General features: G+C 39.6%; 16 protein-coding genes. 7 read left to right on the forward strand and 9 right to left on the reverse strand.

Annotated features, from left to right (window positions below):
* Nucleotides 1–645: 645 nt before the first annotated feature.
* The 3 genes from RT138_RS17730 to RT138_RS17740 all read right to left on the reverse strand — a co-directional run bounded on the left by RT138_RS17730 (nucleotide 646) and on the right by RT138_RS17740 (nucleotide 6,880).
* Nucleotides 646–3,312 (reverse strand): TonB-dependent receptor, encoded by a 2,667-nt coding sequence (locus tag RT138_RS17730; protein WP_313191725.1) that lies wholly within the window; start codon nucleotides 3,310–3,312, stop codon nucleotides 646–648.
* Nucleotides 3,313–3,772: 460 nt separating this feature from the next.
* Nucleotides 3,773–6,151 carry an endonuclease MutS2 gene (locus tag RT138_RS17735; RefSeq protein WP_313191726.1) on the reverse strand — a complete coding sequence of 793 codons (2,379 nt, stop codon included), beginning with the start codon at nucleotides 6,149–6,151 and terminating at the stop codon, nucleotides 3,773–3,775.
* 3 nt (nucleotides 6,152–6,154) lie between these two features.
* The gene (locus RT138_RS17740) at nucleotides 6,155–6,880 is read right to left on the reverse strand and encodes a DUF4296 domain-containing protein (RefSeq protein ID WP_313191727.1); all 726 of its coding nucleotides are present in this window, start codon (nucleotides 6,878–6,880) and stop codon (nucleotides 6,155–6,157) included.
* A gap of 77 nt (nucleotides 6,881–6,957) precedes the next feature.
* Between RT138_RS17740 and RT138_RS17745 the strand changes: the two genes are divergently transcribed.
* The 5 genes from RT138_RS17745 to RT138_RS17765 are packed head-to-tail and all read left to right on the forward strand — an operon-like array spanning nucleotide 6,958 to nucleotide 11,379.
* The gene (locus RT138_RS17745) at nucleotides 6,958–7,647 is read left to right on the forward strand and encodes a YggS family pyridoxal phosphate-dependent enzyme (protein ID WP_313191728.1); all 690 of its coding nucleotides are present in this window, start codon (nucleotides 6,958–6,960) and stop codon (nucleotides 7,645–7,647) included.
* Nucleotides 7,647–8,096: a GNAT family N-acetyltransferase gene (locus tag RT138_RS17750; RefSeq protein WP_313191729.1), complete on the forward strand. Its 450-nt coding sequence runs from the start codon at nucleotides 7,647–7,649 to the stop codon at nucleotides 8,094–8,096. The genes RT138_RS17745 and RT138_RS17750 overlap by 1 nt, the downstream gene beginning before the upstream one ends.
* The gene (locus tag RT138_RS17755) at nucleotides 8,077–8,928 is read left to right on the forward strand and encodes a DUF3298 domain-containing protein (RefSeq protein ID WP_313191730.1); all 852 of its coding nucleotides are present in this window, start codon (nucleotides 8,077–8,079) and stop codon (nucleotides 8,926–8,928) included. The genes RT138_RS17750 and RT138_RS17755 overlap by 20 nt, the downstream gene beginning before the upstream one ends.
* A gap of 5 nt (nucleotides 8,929–8,933) precedes the next feature.
* Nucleotides 8,934–10,202 carry an aspartate kinase gene (locus RT138_RS17760; RefSeq protein ID WP_313191731.1) on the forward strand — a complete coding sequence of 423 codons (1,269 nt, stop codon included), beginning with the start codon at nucleotides 8,934–8,936 and terminating at the stop codon, nucleotides 10,200–10,202.
* Entirely contained in the window at nucleotides 10,195–11,379 is a 1,185-nt protein-coding gene (locus RT138_RS17765) for a class I SAM-dependent methyltransferase (RefSeq protein ID WP_313191732.1), read from the forward strand. Before RT138_RS17760 ends, RT138_RS17765 begins: the two co-directional genes overlap by 8 nt.
* A gap of 13 nt (nucleotides 11,380–11,392) precedes the next feature.
* Here RT138_RS17765 and RT138_RS17770 read toward each other — a convergent pair whose 3' ends face one another.
* A complete protein-coding gene (locus tag RT138_RS17770; protein ID WP_313191733.1) occupies nucleotides 11,393–11,680 on the reverse strand; it encodes a hypothetical protein in 288 nt (95 codons plus the stop codon).
* A 24-nt stretch (nucleotides 11,681–11,704) separates the two neighbouring features.
* Nucleotides 11,705–12,232: a DinB family protein gene (locus tag RT138_RS17775; RefSeq protein WP_313191734.1), complete on the reverse strand. Its 528-nt coding sequence runs from the start codon at nucleotides 12,230–12,232 to the stop codon at nucleotides 11,705–11,707.
* 234 nt (nucleotides 12,233–12,466) lie between these two features.
* Between RT138_RS17775 and RT138_RS17780 the strand changes: the two genes are divergently transcribed.
* Nucleotides 12,467–13,546, forward strand: coding sequence for a hypothetical protein (locus RT138_RS17780; protein WP_313191735.1), 1,080 nt, complete (start codon nucleotides 12,467–12,469; stop codon nucleotides 13,544–13,546).
* Between the two features lie 177 nt (nucleotides 13,547–13,723).
* On the opposite strand, the gene RT138_RS17785 is transcribed toward RT138_RS17780, so the two are convergent.
* Nucleotides 13,724–13,990 carry a hypothetical protein gene (locus RT138_RS17785; RefSeq protein WP_093097978.1) on the reverse strand — a complete coding sequence of 89 codons (267 nt, stop codon included), beginning with the start codon at nucleotides 13,988–13,990 and terminating at the stop codon, nucleotides 13,724–13,726.
* A 125-nt stretch (nucleotides 13,991–14,115) separates the two neighbouring features.
* On the opposite strand from RT138_RS17785, the gene RT138_RS17790 reads away from it, so the two are divergent.
* Nucleotides 14,116–14,823, forward strand: a complete 708-nt coding sequence (locus tag RT138_RS17790; protein WP_313191736.1) for an acyl-ACP thioesterase domain-containing protein — start codon at nucleotides 14,116–14,118, stop codon at nucleotides 14,821–14,823.
* A gap of 56 nt (nucleotides 14,824–14,879) precedes the next feature.
* On the opposite strand, the gene RT138_RS17795 is transcribed toward RT138_RS17790, so the two are convergent.
* From RT138_RS17795 to RT138_RS17805, 3 genes are read right to left on the reverse strand one after another with little or no spacing between them, the layout of a single operon-like run.
* Nucleotides 14,880–15,449 carry a gluconate 2-dehydrogenase subunit 3 family protein gene (locus RT138_RS17795; protein WP_313191737.1) on the reverse strand — a complete coding sequence of 190 codons (570 nt, stop codon included), beginning with the start codon at nucleotides 15,447–15,449 and terminating at the stop codon, nucleotides 14,880–14,882.
* Between the two features lie 10 nt (nucleotides 15,450–15,459).
* Nucleotides 15,460–16,884 carry a Gfo/Idh/MocA family oxidoreductase gene (locus RT138_RS17800; RefSeq protein WP_313191738.1) on the reverse strand — a complete coding sequence of 475 codons (1,425 nt, stop codon included), beginning with the start codon at nucleotides 16,882–16,884 and terminating at the stop codon, nucleotides 15,460–15,462.
* Nucleotides 16,885–16,902: 18 nt separating this feature from the next.
* Entirely contained in the window at nucleotides 16,903–18,585 is a 1,683-nt protein-coding gene (locus RT138_RS17805; protein ID WP_313191756.1) for a GMC family oxidoreductase, read from the reverse strand.
* Nucleotides 18,586–18,600: the final 15 nt, after the last annotated feature.

Genomic DNA, 18,600 nt, shown 5'->3' on the forward strand with positions numbered 1-18,600 from the left:
ATCCTTCCTGCGTCAGGACGACAATGGGGGTGTGAACCGAAGATTTAGGAACTGTTCGCCATTACAAACTATTGCAGATAGAAAAACTTTACGCCAATTCAATTATTCCCCAAATTAGGTTTGCCATTTTCCGAGATCCTTCCTGCGTCAGGACGACAATGGGGGTGTGAACCGAAGATTTAGGAACTGTACGCCAGTACAAACTATTGAATATAGAAGAACTGTACGCAAATGCATTTATTCACAAAATGGGTTTGCAAGACTTCGAGATACTTCCTGCGTCAGGACGACAATGGGGGTGTGAACCGAAGATTTAGGAACTGTACGCCAGTACAAACTATTGAATATAGAAGAACTGTACGCAAATGCATTTATTCACAAAATGGGTTTGCAAGACTTCGAGATACTTCGGATGAACCTCAGTATGACTAAAAAAAATAAATAATGACATTGCCCACTGGGACCCTATCGCTAAAATATTAAGGCAGTTTTTTCATTGCCCTTTCCTGTCATTAGTTTTCGATAAGTGTTATTCAAATTGTCAAAACATAGGTAAACAGCATGCCAGCACGAACAACCGTATAAAAAGAAAGTCCCTCGGCACAACCGAGGGACTTTTATAATTAATTGGAATTAATTTTTTGCTTAGAAGTTGTAAGTCAAACCTGTGTTCCAAGTTGTACCTAAACCGTAGAAATAACCGAAAGCATCTTTTCTAGAGAAGTAGTTCTCGTTGAAAAGGTTTTTCACATTACCTCTGAATTTAATGTTTTTACCGTTTTTCAAGTTGAAAGTATAGCTTAAACCAGCATCTACTACGTTATAAGCTTTTAATTCTTCAGGTTGGTAAACTTCATTGTTCAATGATGATTTGATTACGTCATCTACATTCACATTACCGTATAATCTAGCATAGTGGTTGTAATCAGCATCGATTGAGAATTGAGGAAGGATAAAGTATTTAACACCTAGACCGAAAGTTGTCTGTGCAGCATTACCTACTTTTACACCAGTTAAATCTTGTCCTGCTTTATCTTCGAAAACGATATCAAATGAGTTGTTATCTCTTACACGGTAAGGGGATGTACCATCATATTTCCAGTCACCGATTGATCCGTAACCTCTTAATTTAAGGTTAGAAAGAACATTTACATCAAATTCTAATTCTAAACCTTTGTGAAGCTGACCAACACCAGTGAATAAGTAAGTTACATCAGGGTATGTTGTTCCACCTACAGTATAATCTCTTGCTGTGTAATCAGTGAATCTGTTATCCCATTTTGTGTAGTAAGCGTTGAAGCTAACTGCAACGATTGGGTTTGAATATTTATAACCAGCTTCAACACCGAAGATTTTTTCATTATCCACTGAAGGATCTACAAAATCTACCGTATTAGAAACAAATACGTTATCTAAGAATGGTTGACGAGAGTATTGTCCAATATTAGCGAAGATTGTGTGTGCATCTTCGAAAGTATAGGAAGCACCTCCTTTAATGTTGTAACCGAATTTGTTATCGAATTTAGATTTCTTTTCGCCTTCAGCATAGTTCCAACGATCGATTTTTTGGTAAGATTGGTTAGAAAGGGAACCCTGAACGAAAGCTGTGAATCCATCTAAACTATACTCTACTTGACCAAAAACACCTTGGTAATTGATTTTCTCGGAGTTGTCATATCCTACTCTTTGACCTACACCTGCACTATTGAATAATGAAGACCAAGGGTTGGTAGAGAAAGTTTCAGAAACTACATAACCTTTTTCACGAGTTTTATTATCAGCGATACGACCTTCAGAACCTAATAGGTTAATCAATTGTTGGAAGTGATCACCTTTGTAGAAACGTAAATCAGCACCTAAGTTGAAAGAGAAGTTTTCGTTTGCTTCGAAGTTGTAGTTAGAAACCAAACCATACCAGAAGTGGTTGTTTACAGAAGCTCTTAATGCAGAACCATTGTTTCCGCTAGAGATTTTGTTAGGTTGAGCAGCATTAATCGCAGCTAGTGCATCCCAGTTTGTAGTACCATTTGTTGCGTTAAAACCATTAACGGTATAACCTGGACCATTACCTAAGATACCAGTACCACCACCTTTACCCATTGAAGCGTAAAGTACGGTAGAAAGAGATGATTTATCATCAATTTTCAAGTCCCAGTTTAAGTTCGTAACTGGTTTGTGGTAGAAGTTAGTTCTTTGAGAAAGACCTTCACCATTATACCAACCGTAGTTAGAGTTACCTCTTTCACCAGTGATATCATAACCTGGAGTAGCAATAACTTTAGTTTTATTTCCTGTAGGACCGATTTCTCTGTAGCTAGTCTCTAAAGGTTTAGAGAAGTTTTGGTCGTGCCATTGTGGAGCACCGAAGATCATGAAGTTGAAGGTGTTGTTATCATTTGGCTTGTAACCCACAGAAACAAAATAGTTTTGTCCAGCACCTGCAGTACCTAGAGCATATTTTTTATCAGCTCTCCATCCGTTCAACATAAATGATACCCCCCATTTTCCTTGCATACCAGTACTGTAAGAAATCATAGCTTTTGCTAATCCATCATTACCTGTTGACATACCTACGGAACCTCTTCTTACCATGTCAGTAGCTTTAGTTACAATGTTCACTGTACCACCCACTGAAGAAATAGCTAATTTAGAAGAACCTAGACCTCTTTGAATCTGGATCAGGTTAGCAACATCAGACATAGCTGACCAGTTAGACCAGTACATGTTACCATCTTCCATACCATTGATAGGTTGACCATTTAATAAGAATGCCGTATTCGATTGGTCGAAACCACGAACGAACATTTTAGAATCACCGAAACCACTTGCTTGGTCAGCAACGTAGATTGATGGGGTGTTCTTCATTAATTCTGGGAATTCAACGTTAGCACCACTTTTTTCTTGAATTTCTAAAGGTGTAATGGTTGATACAGCGATAGGTGTTTTTCTATCGGCGATATCAATAATACCTTTACCAATTACCACTACTTCACCAATTGCTTCACCATCTTCTTGAGCTTGTAAAACAATTGTTCCTAAATCAGATTGTCCTTCTGCGAATTTAATTTCGCTAGTGTTGAATCCTAGAACGCGGAAAATTAAAACACCTGATGTTTTTGGAGAGTTCAAGGTAAAAGCTCCATTTGCATCAGTCGATGTACCTGCCGATGTGCCCTGTACTAAGACAGATGCCCCCGCAACCGGATTGGTGCCATCAGTTACAACACCTCTTAGGACTGTCTGTGCCCAAGCGACGTTGCAAAGCAACAACATTGAGAATAATGTTACTAATTGAGTAGAGATTTTTTTCATACTTCTATTTTATTAAAATAAGTAGTGCAAAAGTATAAAGACATATTGATTTTCAATCTCGATTAACATAAACTTAATATACTCACTACCACGTTTTTGCATTTAATTGACTTATTCGAGTAAGCAAAAATTTAAAACTTAATTAGTTTTTTAAACAACTATTCATTTTGGTTGAAATTTTGGCAATGAAACCGATGGGAATTTGATATTTTAACAAATTTTAACATTCTTGAAATTGTTGAAAAGTTTTTTCCTATTTCTAATGATTTAGCAGTTATCGCAACAACTATTTTTATAAACGGACAAAAATCAGGCGATTAACATTGTCGATAAGAAGGAAAATAAAGCAACGTTTTTTTTGAATTTCGATAATCCCAAATTTGGAAAAGGAGTAATTAATGTTTTGGAACAAAAAAAAGGGAACCAAAAATTTAGTTCCCTTTCAAAATAAAGAATTTTCTTAGTCCAGGTAGGCGTAGGTAATGCCATCTCCACCTCTATCGGCATGTTCATCTTCAAACCGGCTGACCTGGTTATATTTCCTTAAATAGTCGCGAATGAATTTGCGCAAAATCCCGTCTCCTTTACCGTGTACAATCTTTAATGATGGGTATCCAATCATAACGGCACGGTCTAAAACCTGCTCTATTTTACCTAAGGCATCTTCAGTTCGCATGCCACGAACATCAACCTCGGGACTAAAGTCAGCAACACTATCCGAAGCAACGGATCTAAATCGCTTAGCGGCCTTAGCCTTCTCCTTTCCTCTCAGTTTTTCTACTTTATTCTTTTTGACAACCGTCCGGAGATCACCAAGGGCTAAGATCAGGATATTCTTCGCAATCTCAATCACTTGGGCTTCATTACCTGTATCAATAATTTTCACCCAGTCCCCTACCTCTACCGCTTCAGCAGTTTCGTTGACAACCTCCGGCTTTTTGATTTCCTTAACTGATTTTTCCTTCAGGCTATCGGAAGCATGTTGCAGTCCAGCTCTCAGTTTTTTGGTTTCTTCCTTATCGGCTTGTTTGGTCTTGATTTCAGCAATGGTATTTTCAACCAGTTTATTGGCACTCTTAATGATCTGCCTAGCTTCTTCCTTAGCATCTTTAAGTAACTGTCGCTTATTCTCTTCCAAATAGCTCTTTAATTCATTCAATTCAGCTTGCTGTCCTACGATCTCTTTTTCGCGCAGGTTGATGGCAACCTTAGTATCGTAGACCTCTTTCTTTTCGCGTTCCAAGTCGACCAATAGGGTATCTACTTTCTTTTGCTGAACACCGATTTTCTGTTTGGCTAGGTGAAGGACCTCTTTAGGCAAACCAATATTCTGTGCGATTTCAAAGGCATAGGAACTACCCGGTTTCCCAGTCTGTAGCACATATAAAGGCTTCATCGCTTCATTATCGAATAGCATGGATGCATTTTCGATACCTTCTGAATTGCTCGCAAAGACTTTCAGGTTTGAATAGTGGGTCGTGATCACTCCCCGGATTTGCTTTTTGTTCAGCACTTCCAGGACAGCTTCAGCAATAGGGCCACCGAACTGTGGATCTGTACCCGTTCCGAATTCATCGATGAGGACCATTGTCCTGGCATTTGAAAACTGGGTAAAGTGCTTCATCTTGGAAAGATGTGCCGAGTATGTACTTAAATCGCTGTCGATGGATTGATCATCCCCGATATCTGCAAAGAATTGCTTGAATACACCAAGTTTAGAATTGGTATCACAAGGAATCAGCAGGCCCGATTGAAACATCAACTGTAAGAGACCAACGGTTTTCATACATACGGATTTACCTCCGGCATTTGGTCCTGACACCAACAAAACACGATCCGTTCCATCGATCCTAAGGTTCAATGGCACGACCGAATGATGGCCTTCTTGTTTGGATGCCAAATAAAGAAGTGGATGTTTGGCATTTACCAAGAACACTTCGGCTTCTTTGGAAAGTTCAGGCATTTGTGCATCTATATCCAATGCGAACAATGCCTTGGCCCTTACAAAATCCAATTTGGTCAACAGCCCATGGTATGCAAACAATAAGGGAACATGAGGCCTGAGTTCAGAAGTCAGGGTGGTCAAGATCCTTACGATTTCCCTCCTTCTTTCAAATTCCAGATCCCTTACCTTATTATTCAGGTGGAATACTTCCTCCGGTTCAATATAAGCTGTTTGGCCGGAAGCCGATTCATCATGGATCAGACCTTTCAGCTTACGCTTATTTTCGGCCAGAATGGGTATACATAACCTACCGTCCCGGATGGTCAAACTACCATCTGCCGTCCAGCCATTCTGTTGCGCTTGCTTATAAACGGCATCAAGGCGTTTCCTTGCTTCCTGTTCAGCTTTGCTGATCTGGGAGGTAATTTCTAATAAGAGTTTGGATGCATTGTCCTTGATCTTTCCCCTATCGTCGATGATCTGTTCGATCTGACGAAGGATATTCTTTTCTATAGGAAGGTGCTCGAAAAGCAATTCCAGATTTGGGTATTGCTGAGCACGGTCATTGAAATAACGGATTACGGCATAGACCGTCCTTAGCGAAAGCAAAACACGGTGGAATTCTTCTTCCAGTAAGAAGGAGCCTTCAACTTTTGCTTTTTCAATAATGGCTTTTATGGGGTAAAAATGGTCTACAGGAAGAGGAGCATCATGAACAAGGAGTTCTTTGAACTCATTGGCCTGACGCAAGAAGCGATCGATTAAATCCAATTTCACTTGAGGTTGGATTTTATCTACCAATTCTTTCCCCGCCTCACTAAGGCATTTTGCCTTGATGAGCTCCTTAATTTCCGTAAATCCTAACTTTTCTACTGCGTTCTGTGGATATATCATTTGCTATTGTACAATAGGTCTTTCGCGTGGCCTAGTGACCGGCTTCAGTCTTTCGTTTCGATGTCTAAATGGAATAGTATCTAAATTATCCTGCGGCTTCAACTCAGTTGGTTTTTGTACTTCAGGTGAAGTTTCCGGAGTTGTATTTTCAGGGATTGGCAAAGTAGAGATATCGGGTGTTTCAGTTCCCATTGGTGCTTTCTTTTCCAAAATATTTTTTTCCCAAAAGCGCATCAATCCTACAGGTTCATAAAATCTTCTGGTCCTATCCGCAATGCTAAGTTCCGCAGAATCAGCTTCGGCATTTAGGATCATATTGTTTAATGTCTGTAATTTAACTTGCATTCTGGTTACTCTACTCATGCTGTCCTGCAAAATGAGGTTCTTCAATGAATCCTGGCTATAATAACCGCGTTCTCTTTTTTCCAGTGTTTTGACGACCTGGTCGTAAGTTTTTACGGTTAAGGATGGATTTCCGAAATAATAATTTACATTCTTGGTAAATTTTGCAGAATCTATTCCGAATTTGGCAAAAAGCTGCTCATACAGCGGGTCAATGACCTTTTTGGCACTGTCCACGGGTATATTAGAAATGTATCCGTCAAGGATATGCACCTCGGTCATGAGCTCCACCATGTCCTCTTGAGGCAAAATACCATCAGGAACCTGCTTTTTGCAGGAGAAAACGATAAAAAACAAAGGAAGTAAACCCAGTATTAAGCGTTGCATTTTGTAAATTTGTACAAAAATACGGAAAAGCTTGCAATAAGCTTTCCAATTTTCATCAATGCGAACCCTTTTTCATCATGAGTATAGCAAAGAATATTACAGAATTACAAAAAGAATTGTCCCCTATCGGTGTTACATTAGTTGCGATTTCGAAGACAAAGCCTAATGAAGATATAATGGAGGCCTATGAGGCTGGTCAACGGATTTTTGGTGAAAACCAAGTTCAGGACCTCGTTGCCAAATATGAAAGCTTGCCCAAAGACATTGAATGGCATTTGGTGGGCCACCTCCAGACCAATAAGGTTAAATACATAGCTCCTTTTGTAAGTTTGATCCATTCTGTTGACTCCTTGAAGGTATTGGCTGAGATCAATAAACATGCACTCAAGAACAACCGCATCATCGACTGCCTATTGCAGGTCTATATTGCTGATGAGGATACAAAATTCGGTTTGGACCATGCTGAGGCGATTGAACTATTACGTTCTGAGGAGTTTGATGGATTTAAAAACATCCGTATCCGTGGATTGATGGGCATTGCCAGCAATACGGAAAACGAAAAGATCATAAAAGAAGAGTTCTATGAGTTAAAAATGCTTTTTGACGGAATAAAGACCACTTATTTCCGCAAAGAAGAAAGTTTTGATATCTTGTCCATGGGTATGAGCTCTGATTATAAGATTGCTATCGAGCAAGGCAGCAATATGGTAAGATTAGGAAGCACCATATTTGGAAAGAGAGTCATCAAACACTATAAAGCACAATAATGAGTTTAACCATTCGCAATGCAGTAAAGGCAGACTGTCCAAGGTTATTGGAATTGATCAAGGAATTGGCCCTGTTTGAAAAAGCACCTGAAGAAGTGACGGTCAGCATGCAGGAATTTGAAGATTCTGGATTTGGAGAAAATCCGGTCTGGTGGGCGTTTGTTGGTGAATACGAGGGTGAAATTATTGGTATGTCCTTATATTATATAAGGTATTCGACATGGAAAGGGAGAAGATTGTATTTAGAGGACATTATCATCACGGAAAGCATGCGAGGCAAAGGTTTTGGAAAAGATCTGCTGGATCATACCATTGCTTATGCCAAAGAGCAGGGATATTCTGGGATGATGTGGCAGGTACTTGATTGGAATACTCCAGCAATAGATTTTTATAAAAAGTATAACAGCAAATTCGATGAAGAGTGGATCAATGTCAATATCAATTTTTAGACCCAGCCTATACCCTATCTTAGCTTCTGTATTCCTTTTGGCTTCAGCCAGTTCTTGTCAGAGCAACAAAACTGATGGATCAAAATCGCACAAAGTTGTAGTTACTGGATCTAAGGACACCCTTGTTTACAGCGACACCAGCATTAAAGAGATCAGTCCTTATTTTGCTGCGGATGGTGATCGGATTGACACGACCTATGTTGGATTGACCTATCCAATTTTTGAGGACAGTACGATGAACCGATATGTCAAGGAAAATATCCTTTTGGACAAGGAACAGACTTTGGAACAATATGTCCATAATTTCCTGGAGGGATATGCCAATTTTGTTGAAGAAAATGAGGTAAGACATCCTCTTGCTTGGCAAAAGGAAACCTTTATCGGTGTGATGATGAACAACCCCTATCTCATCATGATGGACAATATCACCTATGAATTTTCCGGAGGTGCCCATGGCAATAGCTATACCCTATGGAACGTGTATGATGTCCAAACAAAAGAAAAATTAAAGCTGAATACGTTTATTTCTGAGAATAAGATGAAAGAATTTACTAAAATTGCAGAAAGATTCTTTCGAAAAGAGGAAGGACTCTCGGATACCAGCAGCTATAAGGAAGATTATTTCTTCGAAAATGATACTTTTTCCTTGGCGGCAAACTATGGGGTTTCCAAAGAGGGCATCATATTTTTTTATAATCCCTACGAAATCAAACCCTATTCCGGAGGCACCACTTATCTCACCATTCCTTATGAAGAAATTCAGGATTGTATGACCCAGACCGGAAAGAATTACATAAAAAACATTACAGAGTATTACAATTCAATTCAGTAGCGTAAATGCAGGTATTTAAATTTGGCGGAGCCTCCGTTAAAAGTGCAGAAAATATTAAAAATGTAGTTTCGATTGTTGAGCGATATAAGGATTCTTCCCTTTTGATCGTGGTTTCGGCAATCGGTAAAACGACAGATAAGTTGGTGAAAGTGACAGAGAGTTACATCAAACGTGACGGTGCATGTTTTGAACACCTTGAAAGTTTGAAAAAAGAGCATTTTGATATCCTGCATGAATTGTTTCCTGATCATAACCATCCTGTTTATGATGATATCGCCAATACTTTCGTAGAAATTGAGTGGATCTTGGAAGAAGAACCACAAGATGACTATGACTATCTCTATGACCAGATCGTTTCGGTAGGAGAATTGCTTTCCACCAAAATAGTTGCTGCCTATTCTTCTTATCAAGGATTGGCAACCCAATGGGTGGATGCAAGGGGTTTTATCATGACCGATAACACTTACCGTGAGGGCAAAGTGGATTGGGAAAAGACAGAAGAAAAGATCCGCAAGGACCTGCCAAGCATATTAGATGAATATATCGTCGTTACACAAGGATTTATCGGATCAACTTCTGAAAACTTTACGACTACCCTTGGTCGAGAAGGTTCAGATTATTCTGCTGCCATCTTTGCTGCAAGCCTAAATGCAGAAAACATCACGATATGGAAGGATGTACCAGGAGTCCTGAATGCTGACCCTAAGTGGTTTGACCAAACAGAACTTATTCCTGAACTATCCTATACAGACGCTATTGAATTAACATATTATGGAGCAACGGTGATTCACCCTAAAACCATCAAACCGCTTCAAAATAAGAAAATCACGCTGAATGTCCGTTCTTTTATTAACCCAGAAGAACCTGGTACACAGATAAAAACAACGAATCAAACCCTTCCTGTGCCTTCTTTTATCTTTAAGGTCAATCAGGTCTTTATCAATATTCAACCACGCGATTTCTCCTTTATCGTAGAGGACAACTTAAGCCATATCTTTGATGCCTTCCACCAGAATCGGATCAAGATCAATATGATGCATAACTCTGCTATCAGTTTCTCGGTAAGCGTGGATGATACCGGAGAGAATGTGTTGAACCTTTTGGAACAGTTGAAAAAGAGATATAAGGTATCGGTAGCCACTGGATTAGAATTAATTACCATTCGATACTATAATCAACAAACAATAGATCGCGTTTTGGTAAATAAGGAAATTTTTCGCGAACTTAAGGATAGTTACACTTGCCAATTGCTGGTGAAAAACAAAGATGAATAAACACATTTTAGAGAAGGATGTACAACAATTCATTAAGGCTAACCGGGAGAAATCTCCCACAGAGGTAGCCTTGAAGAAAAGTCCTTTTCCCAATGTGAGCTCAGCAGAATTGGCTTCCCAGATCGATGGATGGCAACGTAGCGTTAAGAAATTACCTACCTGGGCTTTCAGCGAAGGCATTTATTATCCTGACAAGATCAATATCGAGCAGTGTTCCTCCGAACATACTGCACTCATTAAGCAAACTTTGATTGCCAAAGGTAGCCGTGTCATTGATTTGACAGGGGGCTTCTCTGTGGACAGTTGTTACTTAGCGCAAGAGGCAGAAGAGGTCATCCACTGTGAACTCAATGAAAAGCTTTCTGAGATCGTTGCCTATAATGCCAGCATCCTCCGGGTCAATAATCTGGTTTGCAAAGCTACTGATGGCATCGAAATACTCAGACAGAGTGAAGACCATGCCTTTGATTATATCTATGTAGACCCCTCAAGAAGGGTGAACCAAGGAAAGGTGTTCCTTTTGGAGGATTGTGAACCGAATATTGTTGCCAACCAGGACCTTTTCTTTAGCAAGAGCAAATACATCATCAGTAAAGTTTCTCCCCTTCTGGATATAAGTACTGCATTGACAAGCCTAAAACATGTCAAATATGTCTATGTCATCAGTTTGGATAATGATTGTAAGGAATTGTTGTTCATACAGGAGCGTGGTTTTGAAGGAGAGACCAAGATTAAGGCTATCCGATTATTTGCCGATCAACTGCAAACATTTGAATTTACTTATGATGCAGAAAGGGCAACAATGAACCGCTACGCTCAACCACAGCATTATCTCTATGATTCGGATGTCGCGCTTAGCAAGGCTGGTGCCTTTAAGAGTGTTGGGAAGTATTTTGGATTAGGAAAACTCCATCAACACTCGCATCTATACACTTCTGAGGTTTTTCAACCTGAGTTTCCAGGCAGGGTGTTTGAAATAAAACAGGTTCTTCCCTATTCAAGTCTAAAAAAGAACAATCCCTTTGTCCAGGCCAATATTGCCACTCGAAATTTTCCGGAGAAAGTCGAGGTGATTCGCAAGAAACATAAGATCAAAGATGGCGGAAAAACCTACCTATTCTTTACTACGGACAGTAACAATCAGTTCATTGTCATCGAATGCTTGAGGATTCGATAAAACAGTTATTAGGCTAAAGTACACAGTCAAGCCAAGTAATTGAAGGTGCTTCTTTCAAGTTTTTGTCCCTTTCTTCCTGGAATTTTAAGAAAATCGGATTGGATAGCAACTCTGTTTGGATCTCTTCATCCTTATATTCGGAAAGATGGATGAATCGCTTGCTTTCTCGGTCCTGAAATACGGAATACCTGAACCTCGAATTATCTAATTCCTCAAAGGCCTTTAAGAAATCCTGGATCCTATCTTTATTTTCTCCTTCATATTCGGGAAAAACTTCATATTCTACTTTTACGGCAAACATAATTTTTAAATTTAATTGTACAATTTATACCCATTCACCAGGTTTGTTCTGATCTATCCACCACGGAAATCCAGTAATTCCCTTCGCTTTCAAACGCTCAATAATCTGAGCGGTATGATGCTGAATATGCCTGATGGTATTTATATGCAATTCCAATCTGCTATATGGATACCACTCAAAACCGGAATCTGCCTCCAAGGGCAATAGCGTTAATGAGCTTTCCAAATTTTGTTCAACTTCTTGGATAAATTCCAATACCTCTTGCTTAGAATTAAGTCCTACCACTTCAACTTCTGAGTTTTCCCAGTCTTTATCTCCACCTAAACTTTCCGCGCCTTCAATTGCTTTAGCAAAAGGCACAAAGGTTTCATAACTGGCTGACAGGTACAGTTTGGAGCTCCATATCGTATGATAAATCAATTGCCAATTTGGATTGTTATACTCATGACTGTTCCATTCCGTATCGGGTACTTTTTCCGTGACATCACGTAACATGCCTAAGGCAGCTCGGTACTGGGATAATAAAATTTTAATAACACTTGAATATTCCATGATATAAACATTGATTTCCTCAAAAGTATAACATTCAATGACAGTAGTTTGTCAACAGAAACTTAATACTTTTTTAACTTTTGTAAAAAATAATAGGATTTATATTGTGGAGATTTGCATGGACAAAAAAATCAATTCTTACTGAATTAAAAAGGAGATGAAAAAATGAACAATATTTTAACAAAAAACACAATTATCAGACTAATACTTATCTGGTTGATGGTTTTAATATTTATGTTTTTTGGAAAAAGTATTGAAGGCCTATACGGCAATAACACACTGGCTATAGGTATTTTCGTACTCGTATTGGCAACTATCATCGGTGCTGCCTTTGGAGTAGTTAAAGAAGCTGATGAATTGGCCCATAAACTCGGTGAACCGTATGGAACGCTGATCCTAACCCTTTCCATTGTCTCCATTGAGGTCATCTTGATTGTTGCCATGATGTTCGGCCCTGAGGACAACCCGACCATTGGAAAAGATTCCATTTTTTCTGTGATGATGATCATTATGAACTTGGTTTTAGGTCTATGTATCCTTCTTGGTGGTCTAAGACATGGAGAGCAGGAGTATAACGCCCAGGGAACAATTACCTATTTATCCATGATCATTATGCTTGGCGGGATCTCGATGATGATTCCCAATTTTATCGAAGGAAAAGGGAATGGTGAATTTACCACTGTACAGGCAGCCAGTATTTCAGGATTGATCATTTTACTATATGGGTTCTTTTTAGCCTATCAAATGAAGGGATATAGGCACCTCTATATTCAACCCAAACCTGGTCAGATGGAAATCCTTTTCAGCCAACGGAATGAAAGCCAAAAAGCAGATGGCCATGAAAATGAAAAAGTAAGTAAAAATGAAGTGTTATTGCGGACTTTGGTGTTATTAGGAATGATATTGCCCATTGTTCTCTTATCCCATAACCTTGCTACTTTGGTAGATTATGGAATCAAGGAAATGAATCTTCCTCCATTATTAGGTGGGGTATTGATTGCCATCATTGTGTTTACACCAGAATCGATGACCGCGGTTAAGGCAGCCATGAACAATGAGTTCCAACGGGCTATCAACCTATGTCATGGTGCTTTTGTATCTACGGTAGGCCTTACGGTACCTGCAGTATTGATTATCGGGCTTATTGCTAGCAAAACAGTCTTATTTGGTATGACCACAACAGAAACCATACTCTTTGTGATCACCTTGATCTTGAGCATGCTTTCCTTTTCTGGTAGAAGGACCGCTCCTATTGTAGGGATTATGCATCTTGTTCTGTTTGCGGTCTTTGTGATATTAATATTCAATCCTTAAAGAGGATATTAAAGATAATTATTAAGTAACATCAAGAATTGAACGGAGAGCGTTGTTTTTTTCCTAGCAACGCATCTCTTTCAATCTACATGCAAAAAGAGCTGTCCAAGGACAGCTCTTTTTTTTGTTTCAATTCTAAATAATTAAATAACCTCGATTCTAAACCTGGCTATTTTGTTAATATTCTATTTCAATCAATGCTTTCAATGGAATAAGAATTCCATGTTTAATCTGGATATATCTATCGGTTAATGACCACACAGTTGTTTCAATGCGTTTCGGACCGTCTTCAGTATTGAAAACGATAGTAGTCTTCGATTTGAATTCATTGCCCAAGCGCACAGCACCTTGTAGTTTGTTTGAAAATTGGGTTGTTTTATCAGTCTCGGCGGGGATAATTCTAAATTTATCTACGTCTTCTTTTTCAATTAATGTTCCAGTCATTCGTCAATCTAATTAAGAGGTTTAAAAGGTTAACGTCAATTTATAAATTAATATATATTTCAGCAAGATTTTAGGGCAGAATATTAAATTAGTTACATTTGCATTAGATTTCAGAACACATATAAATGGGCATATTTGAAAAGGAATGGACATTGAACTTCACCCAATGTTATCCTAACGGGCAGTTGAAATATAGTGAATTAAACAACATTTTACAGATTACGGCAAGTGAACATGCTGAGAACTTAGGCTTTGGCTATAAAGCTATGTTTGATGTGAGGCAGTCATGGGTGTTGAGCAGGATGCTGATTGAAATAGACAGTTTGCCAAAGTATACTCAGACCGTGAAGATCCGGACCTGGATCCAAGATTTTACAGGAAGCCGTTCCATCCGTAATTTTGAATTATGGCTTGGTGATCAAGTATTGATTAGTGCCAGCAGTTTATGGGTAGTATTTAACATCAGAACCCGAAGAGCAGATACCTTTGCCCTGAGCACTGATCACATGGAATTTTTTCGGGATAAAATCCCTACCAAAAATGCTGTTGAGAAAATTGATGGCAACGTGGATTTCCAACTATTGAGTGATTATCGGGTGAAATTGTCCGACCTAGACATTGTAAACCATGCCAATAACGTCAAATATATGGAGTGGTGCTTTGATGCCATGGATCCCAAAGCTATCCTAAAAGGCTCCTTTAGCCGCTTAGAAATGAATTTCCTGAAAGAATTGAATTACGGAGATGAAATAGAAATCAAGGAATTTGAGGACAAAGTATTCAGCATCCAGAAGGATGGCAGGATACATTTCCTGATGCGATTGACCAAATAAATATCATAAAAAATCCCCCGATTTCGATCGGGGGATTTTATATGCTTTAGCTGTGACTATAAAGCCCAAGCTTTATCTCCTTTTTTGTATGGATAATTACCATCAAATTTTCCAGGGATCTTTACAAAGCGCAATGCTTGTTTCATTCCTACTTCGGAAGTAAAGTAACCAGTCAATGTCAACTGTTTCAACATAGTGAAGAAGTGATTTGCATCGCCTTCTTTTTTGTTGCTTTGATATTCATTGGCTTCTTTATCGTAATTATTTACAAATTGTAGTTTCTCTTCAGCTGACAGCTCTGCGAATCCTTTTTTGAATTCTTTCTGAGCACGCTCATCTACTCCGTTCAGACCATCCATAAAGGCTTTCTGATCTTTCTCTTCATAGCAATCGCGGATCATCACTGGGATAAACTGACCAACTCCAGCCTCTTTCGCGCCTGGAGTGGAGGTTTTAGGAAGAATAGCTTCGGCTAATTCACCCAAAAAATCAGGTGTATCACCTTCGAATAAGGATGCAACTTCTTTCGAAGCAGGTCTAGTACAACCTTGTAAGAACAAGTTCGCACCGATTACAGAACCCCCAACGATGAATGCAACGTTTTTTAATGCCTCTCTTCTATTCATTGTTCTTTAATTAAATTGTGTATTTAACATCCCAACCTTGGCGATAGTTACGTTTTACAAACTGATTAACCACGTCAAAGTTAGTAACTTTCATATTTTCGTTATCCCATAATAGCTTCAAGCTACGTCCTGGATATCTTCCATCTACACGTAAATCAGCACCACGGATAGCTAAGTTAGCCATTAATAGCGCCTCAGTCAATGGTCCTGAGATTTCGAATGGAGCACTCACTTCTTTCTTGCCATATCCTGCGATACAAGCTTCTACCCATTGTGCATAGTGACCACCTGCAGCTCCTGGTACACGCTCATATTTCAATGCTACGTTTTCTTTTCTGGAAGTAGGAAGTAATCTTGCGTTCTCACCGTAAGTATCAGCTAAGATTTTTCCTTTATCACCGATCAATAAGATACCATTACCACCATCACCGAAAATTTCGTTAGGTCCTAATTCTTCAGGACGGGCAGGTTGAATACCACCGTCCATCCAGTGCAAGGTTACAGGTCCTGTCGTTCTAGCAGCTTTCGGGAAAGTCATGGTTGCATGAGAAGATGGAGGACAGCTTTCTGGGAAGTATCCACGTTTGAACTCATCCACATAAACTGAACCTACAGACGCTTGAACATCTTGTACATAAGTAAGACCTAGGACGCTAAATGGAACTTCTAATAGGTGACATCCCATATCTCCTAGTGCACCAGTACCGTAATCCCACCAACCTCTCCAGTTGAATGGAACCAATTTATCTACAAAATCCTTTTGAGGAGCAGTTCCTAACCAAAGATCCCAGTTCAGTTCTGCAGGTACATTAGCCTTTTGCGTAGGCCAAGAAATACCTTGAGGCCATACCGGACGGTCGGTCCAACAGTAAACTGTATGAACATTACCGATTAGACCTGCTTCATACCACTCACGTGCCTGTCTAGGACCATCATTCGATGCACCTTGGTTACCCATTTGCGTAACGACTTTGTATTTTTTGGCAGCATCCGTTAGAACCCTTGCTTCCCATACATCGTGTGCCAATGGCTTCTGAACATATACGTGCTTACCTAACTGCATCGCAGCTAAAGCTTGGATAGCGTGGTTATGATCCGGAGTTGAAACAGAAACAGCATCAATGTTCTTGTGCTCTTTGTCCAACATCTCGCGGTAATCTTTATAATATTTAGCTTTTGGAAAACGCTTTCTTGAATTGGCAGCTCTACGGTCATCCACGTCACAAAGGAAAGCAATATCCGCTTTTCCTGAATCGTGGAATGATTTGATGTCACTCTCACCTTTTCCACCTACACCGATACCCGCAACAACTAATTTATCACTAGGAGCAGTAAATCCAGTACCACCTAATACGTGTCTAGGCACGATGCTGATACCAGCAGCTGCTATCGCAGAATTCTTAATAAAATCTCTTCTTGAATTATTCTTACTCATATTATTGGGTTTAGTTTGTTATAAATTACCTTTTTTCAGCTCACTTACAGCAAAATCTACAGCTCTTGCAGTCAAGGCCATATAAGTCAATGAAGGATTCACACATCCTGCAGAAGTCATGGCAGCACCGTCAGTAACAAATACGTTCAATGCATCCCATACTTGGTTATTTCCATTCAATACCGAAGACTTCGGATCTCTACCCATTCTTGCAGTTCCCATTTCGTGGATACCCATACCGAAATTATACCCGCCGTCATAAGTATTTACGTCTTTAACGCCGATTTTCTCCAACATTTCCTTCATCTCTTCGGTCATGTCCTTGCGCATTTTTTGCTCATTGTCCTTGATTTCCATGTCCATCGACAATACAGGTAAGCCCCATTTATCTTTGACAGTCTTATCCAATGAGATTTTATTTTCATGATAAGGAAGGATTTCACCGAATGCTGTAAATCCAACGCTCCAGTTTCCAGGTTCGCATAATGCATCTTTCCATGCACCACCAACTTGCATCTCTGCAATCTCACCAGACCAACGGCCACGGCTTCCTGAACCCTGATAACCAAATCCACGTACATAATCACGTTTCTTGGTGTCACTAGGGATATTTACAAATCGAGGTACATAAAGGCCTGTTGGACGTCTTCCGAAGAAGTATTTGTCTTCATAACCTTCAACCCTACCACCAGCTCCTAAACGGAAATGGTGATCCATTGCATTGTGACCCAATTCACCACTGCTACTTCCCAATCCACCTTCCCAAACATCAGTAGCTGAGTTCATCAACACCCATGTCGAGTTAAATGCAGAAGCACATACGAAGATTACTTTTGCAAAGAATTCATAGGTTTTATTTGTTTCAGCATCAACTATCTCCACACCTTTTGCTTTTTTGGTGTCTTTGTCATAGATGATCTTCGTTACGATAGAGAATGGTCTCAACGTCAGATTACCGGTCTTCATTGCTGGAGGCAATGTAGAAGACTGTGTACTGAAGTAACCTCCAAAGTTACATCCCAACCAACATTGATTTTGGTATTGACAGTTGATACGTCCAGTATGTGGTTTGGTAATATTGGCAGTACGTCCCATAATGAAGTGACGATTACCACCATATTCTTTCTTCAAACGCTCAGCTAGGTCTTTCTCAACGATATTAAAATCCATCGCTGGCAAGAAATCTCCATCAGGCAGTACATCCAGACCATCACGGTTACCGGAAATACCTGCCCATTTCTCAGCATAGCTATACCAAGGAGCGATATCTTTATAACGGATTGGCCAATCTACTCCATGGCCATCTTTCAAGTTTGCTTCAAAATCCAGATCCCCTAAACGGTAGCTCTGGCGACCCCACATCAACGAACGTCCTCCAACATGATATCCCCTAAACCAGTCAAAGCGTTTCACTTCTGTGTATGGACTTTCTTTTTCATTGACCCAGAAATCTAAGTTTTTCTCGTTCAATGGGTAATCACGTTTTAAAACAGGGTAATCCTTCTCCATCTGCACTGTTCTACCGCCACGGTGTGGATATTCCCATGCGTCTTTATTGGCATGATAATCTTTCACGTGCTCCACATTGCGGCCACGCTCTAGCATGATTGTTTTCAGGCCTTTCTCAGTAAGTTCCTTGGCTGCCCAGCCACCACTGATTCCAGATCCGATAACAATAGCATCATATACATTATTTTCCACCATTATCTTTTAAAT

Origin of the sequence: Sphingobacterium sp. (genome assembly GCF_032065005.1) — a bacterium.
Taxonomy (GTDB): Bacteria; Bacteroidota; Bacteroidia; order Sphingobacteriales; family Sphingobacteriaceae; genus Sphingobacterium.

What these genes read in the sequence shown, in the direction of transcription:
- RT138_RS17730 (WP_313191725.1), bottom strand. Translation starts at nt 3,312, where the DNA reads ATGAAAAAAATCTCTACTCAATTAGTAACATTATTCTCAATGTTGTTG.
- RT138_RS17735 (WP_313191726.1), bottom strand. Translation starts at nt 6,151, where the DNA reads ATGATATATCCACAGAACGCAGTAGAAAAGTTAGGATTTACGGAAATT.
- RT138_RS17740 (WP_313191727.1), bottom strand. Translation starts at nt 6,880, where the DNA reads ATGCAACGCTTAATACTGGGTTTACTTCCTTTGTTTTTTATCGTTTTC.
- RT138_RS17745 (WP_313191728.1), top strand. Translation starts at nt 6,958, where the DNA reads ATGAGTATAGCAAAGAATATTACAGAATTACAAAAAGAATTGTCCCCT.
- RT138_RS17750 (WP_313191729.1), top strand. Translation starts at nt 7,647, where the DNA reads ATGAGTTTAACCATTCGCAATGCAGTAAAGGCAGACTGTCCAAGGTTA.
- RT138_RS17755 (WP_313191730.1), top strand. Translation starts at nt 8,077, where the DNA reads ATGTCAATATCAATTTTTAGACCCAGCCTATACCCTATCTTAGCTTCT.
- RT138_RS17760 (WP_313191731.1), top strand. Translation starts at nt 8,934, where the DNA reads ATGCAGGTATTTAAATTTGGCGGAGCCTCCGTTAAAAGTGCAGAAAAT.
- RT138_RS17765 (WP_313191732.1), top strand. Translation starts at nt 10,195, where the DNA reads ATGAATAAACACATTTTAGAGAAGGATGTACAACAATTCATTAAGGCT.
- RT138_RS17770 (WP_313191733.1), bottom strand. Translation starts at nt 11,680, where the DNA reads ATGTTTGCCGTAAAAGTAGAATATGAAGTTTTTCCCGAATATGAAGGA.
- RT138_RS17775 (WP_313191734.1), bottom strand. Translation starts at nt 12,232, where the DNA reads ATGGAATATTCAAGTGTTATTAAAATTTTATTATCCCAGTACCGAGCT.
- RT138_RS17780 (WP_313191735.1), top strand. Translation starts at nt 12,467, where the DNA reads ATGTTTTTTGGAAAAAGTATTGAAGGCCTATACGGCAATAACACACTG.
- RT138_RS17785 (WP_093097978.1), bottom strand. Translation starts at nt 13,990, where the DNA reads ATGACTGGAACATTAATTGAAAAAGAAGACGTAGATAAATTTAGAATT.
- RT138_RS17790 (WP_313191736.1), top strand. Translation starts at nt 14,116, where the DNA reads ATGGGCATATTTGAAAAGGAATGGACATTGAACTTCACCCAATGTTAT.
- RT138_RS17795 (WP_313191737.1), bottom strand. Translation starts at nt 15,449, where the DNA reads ATGAATAGAAGAGAGGCATTAAAAAACGTTGCATTCATCGTTGGGGGT.
- RT138_RS17800 (WP_313191738.1), bottom strand. Translation starts at nt 16,884, where the DNA reads ATGAGTAAGAATAATTCAAGAAGAGATTTTATTAAGAATTCTGCGATA.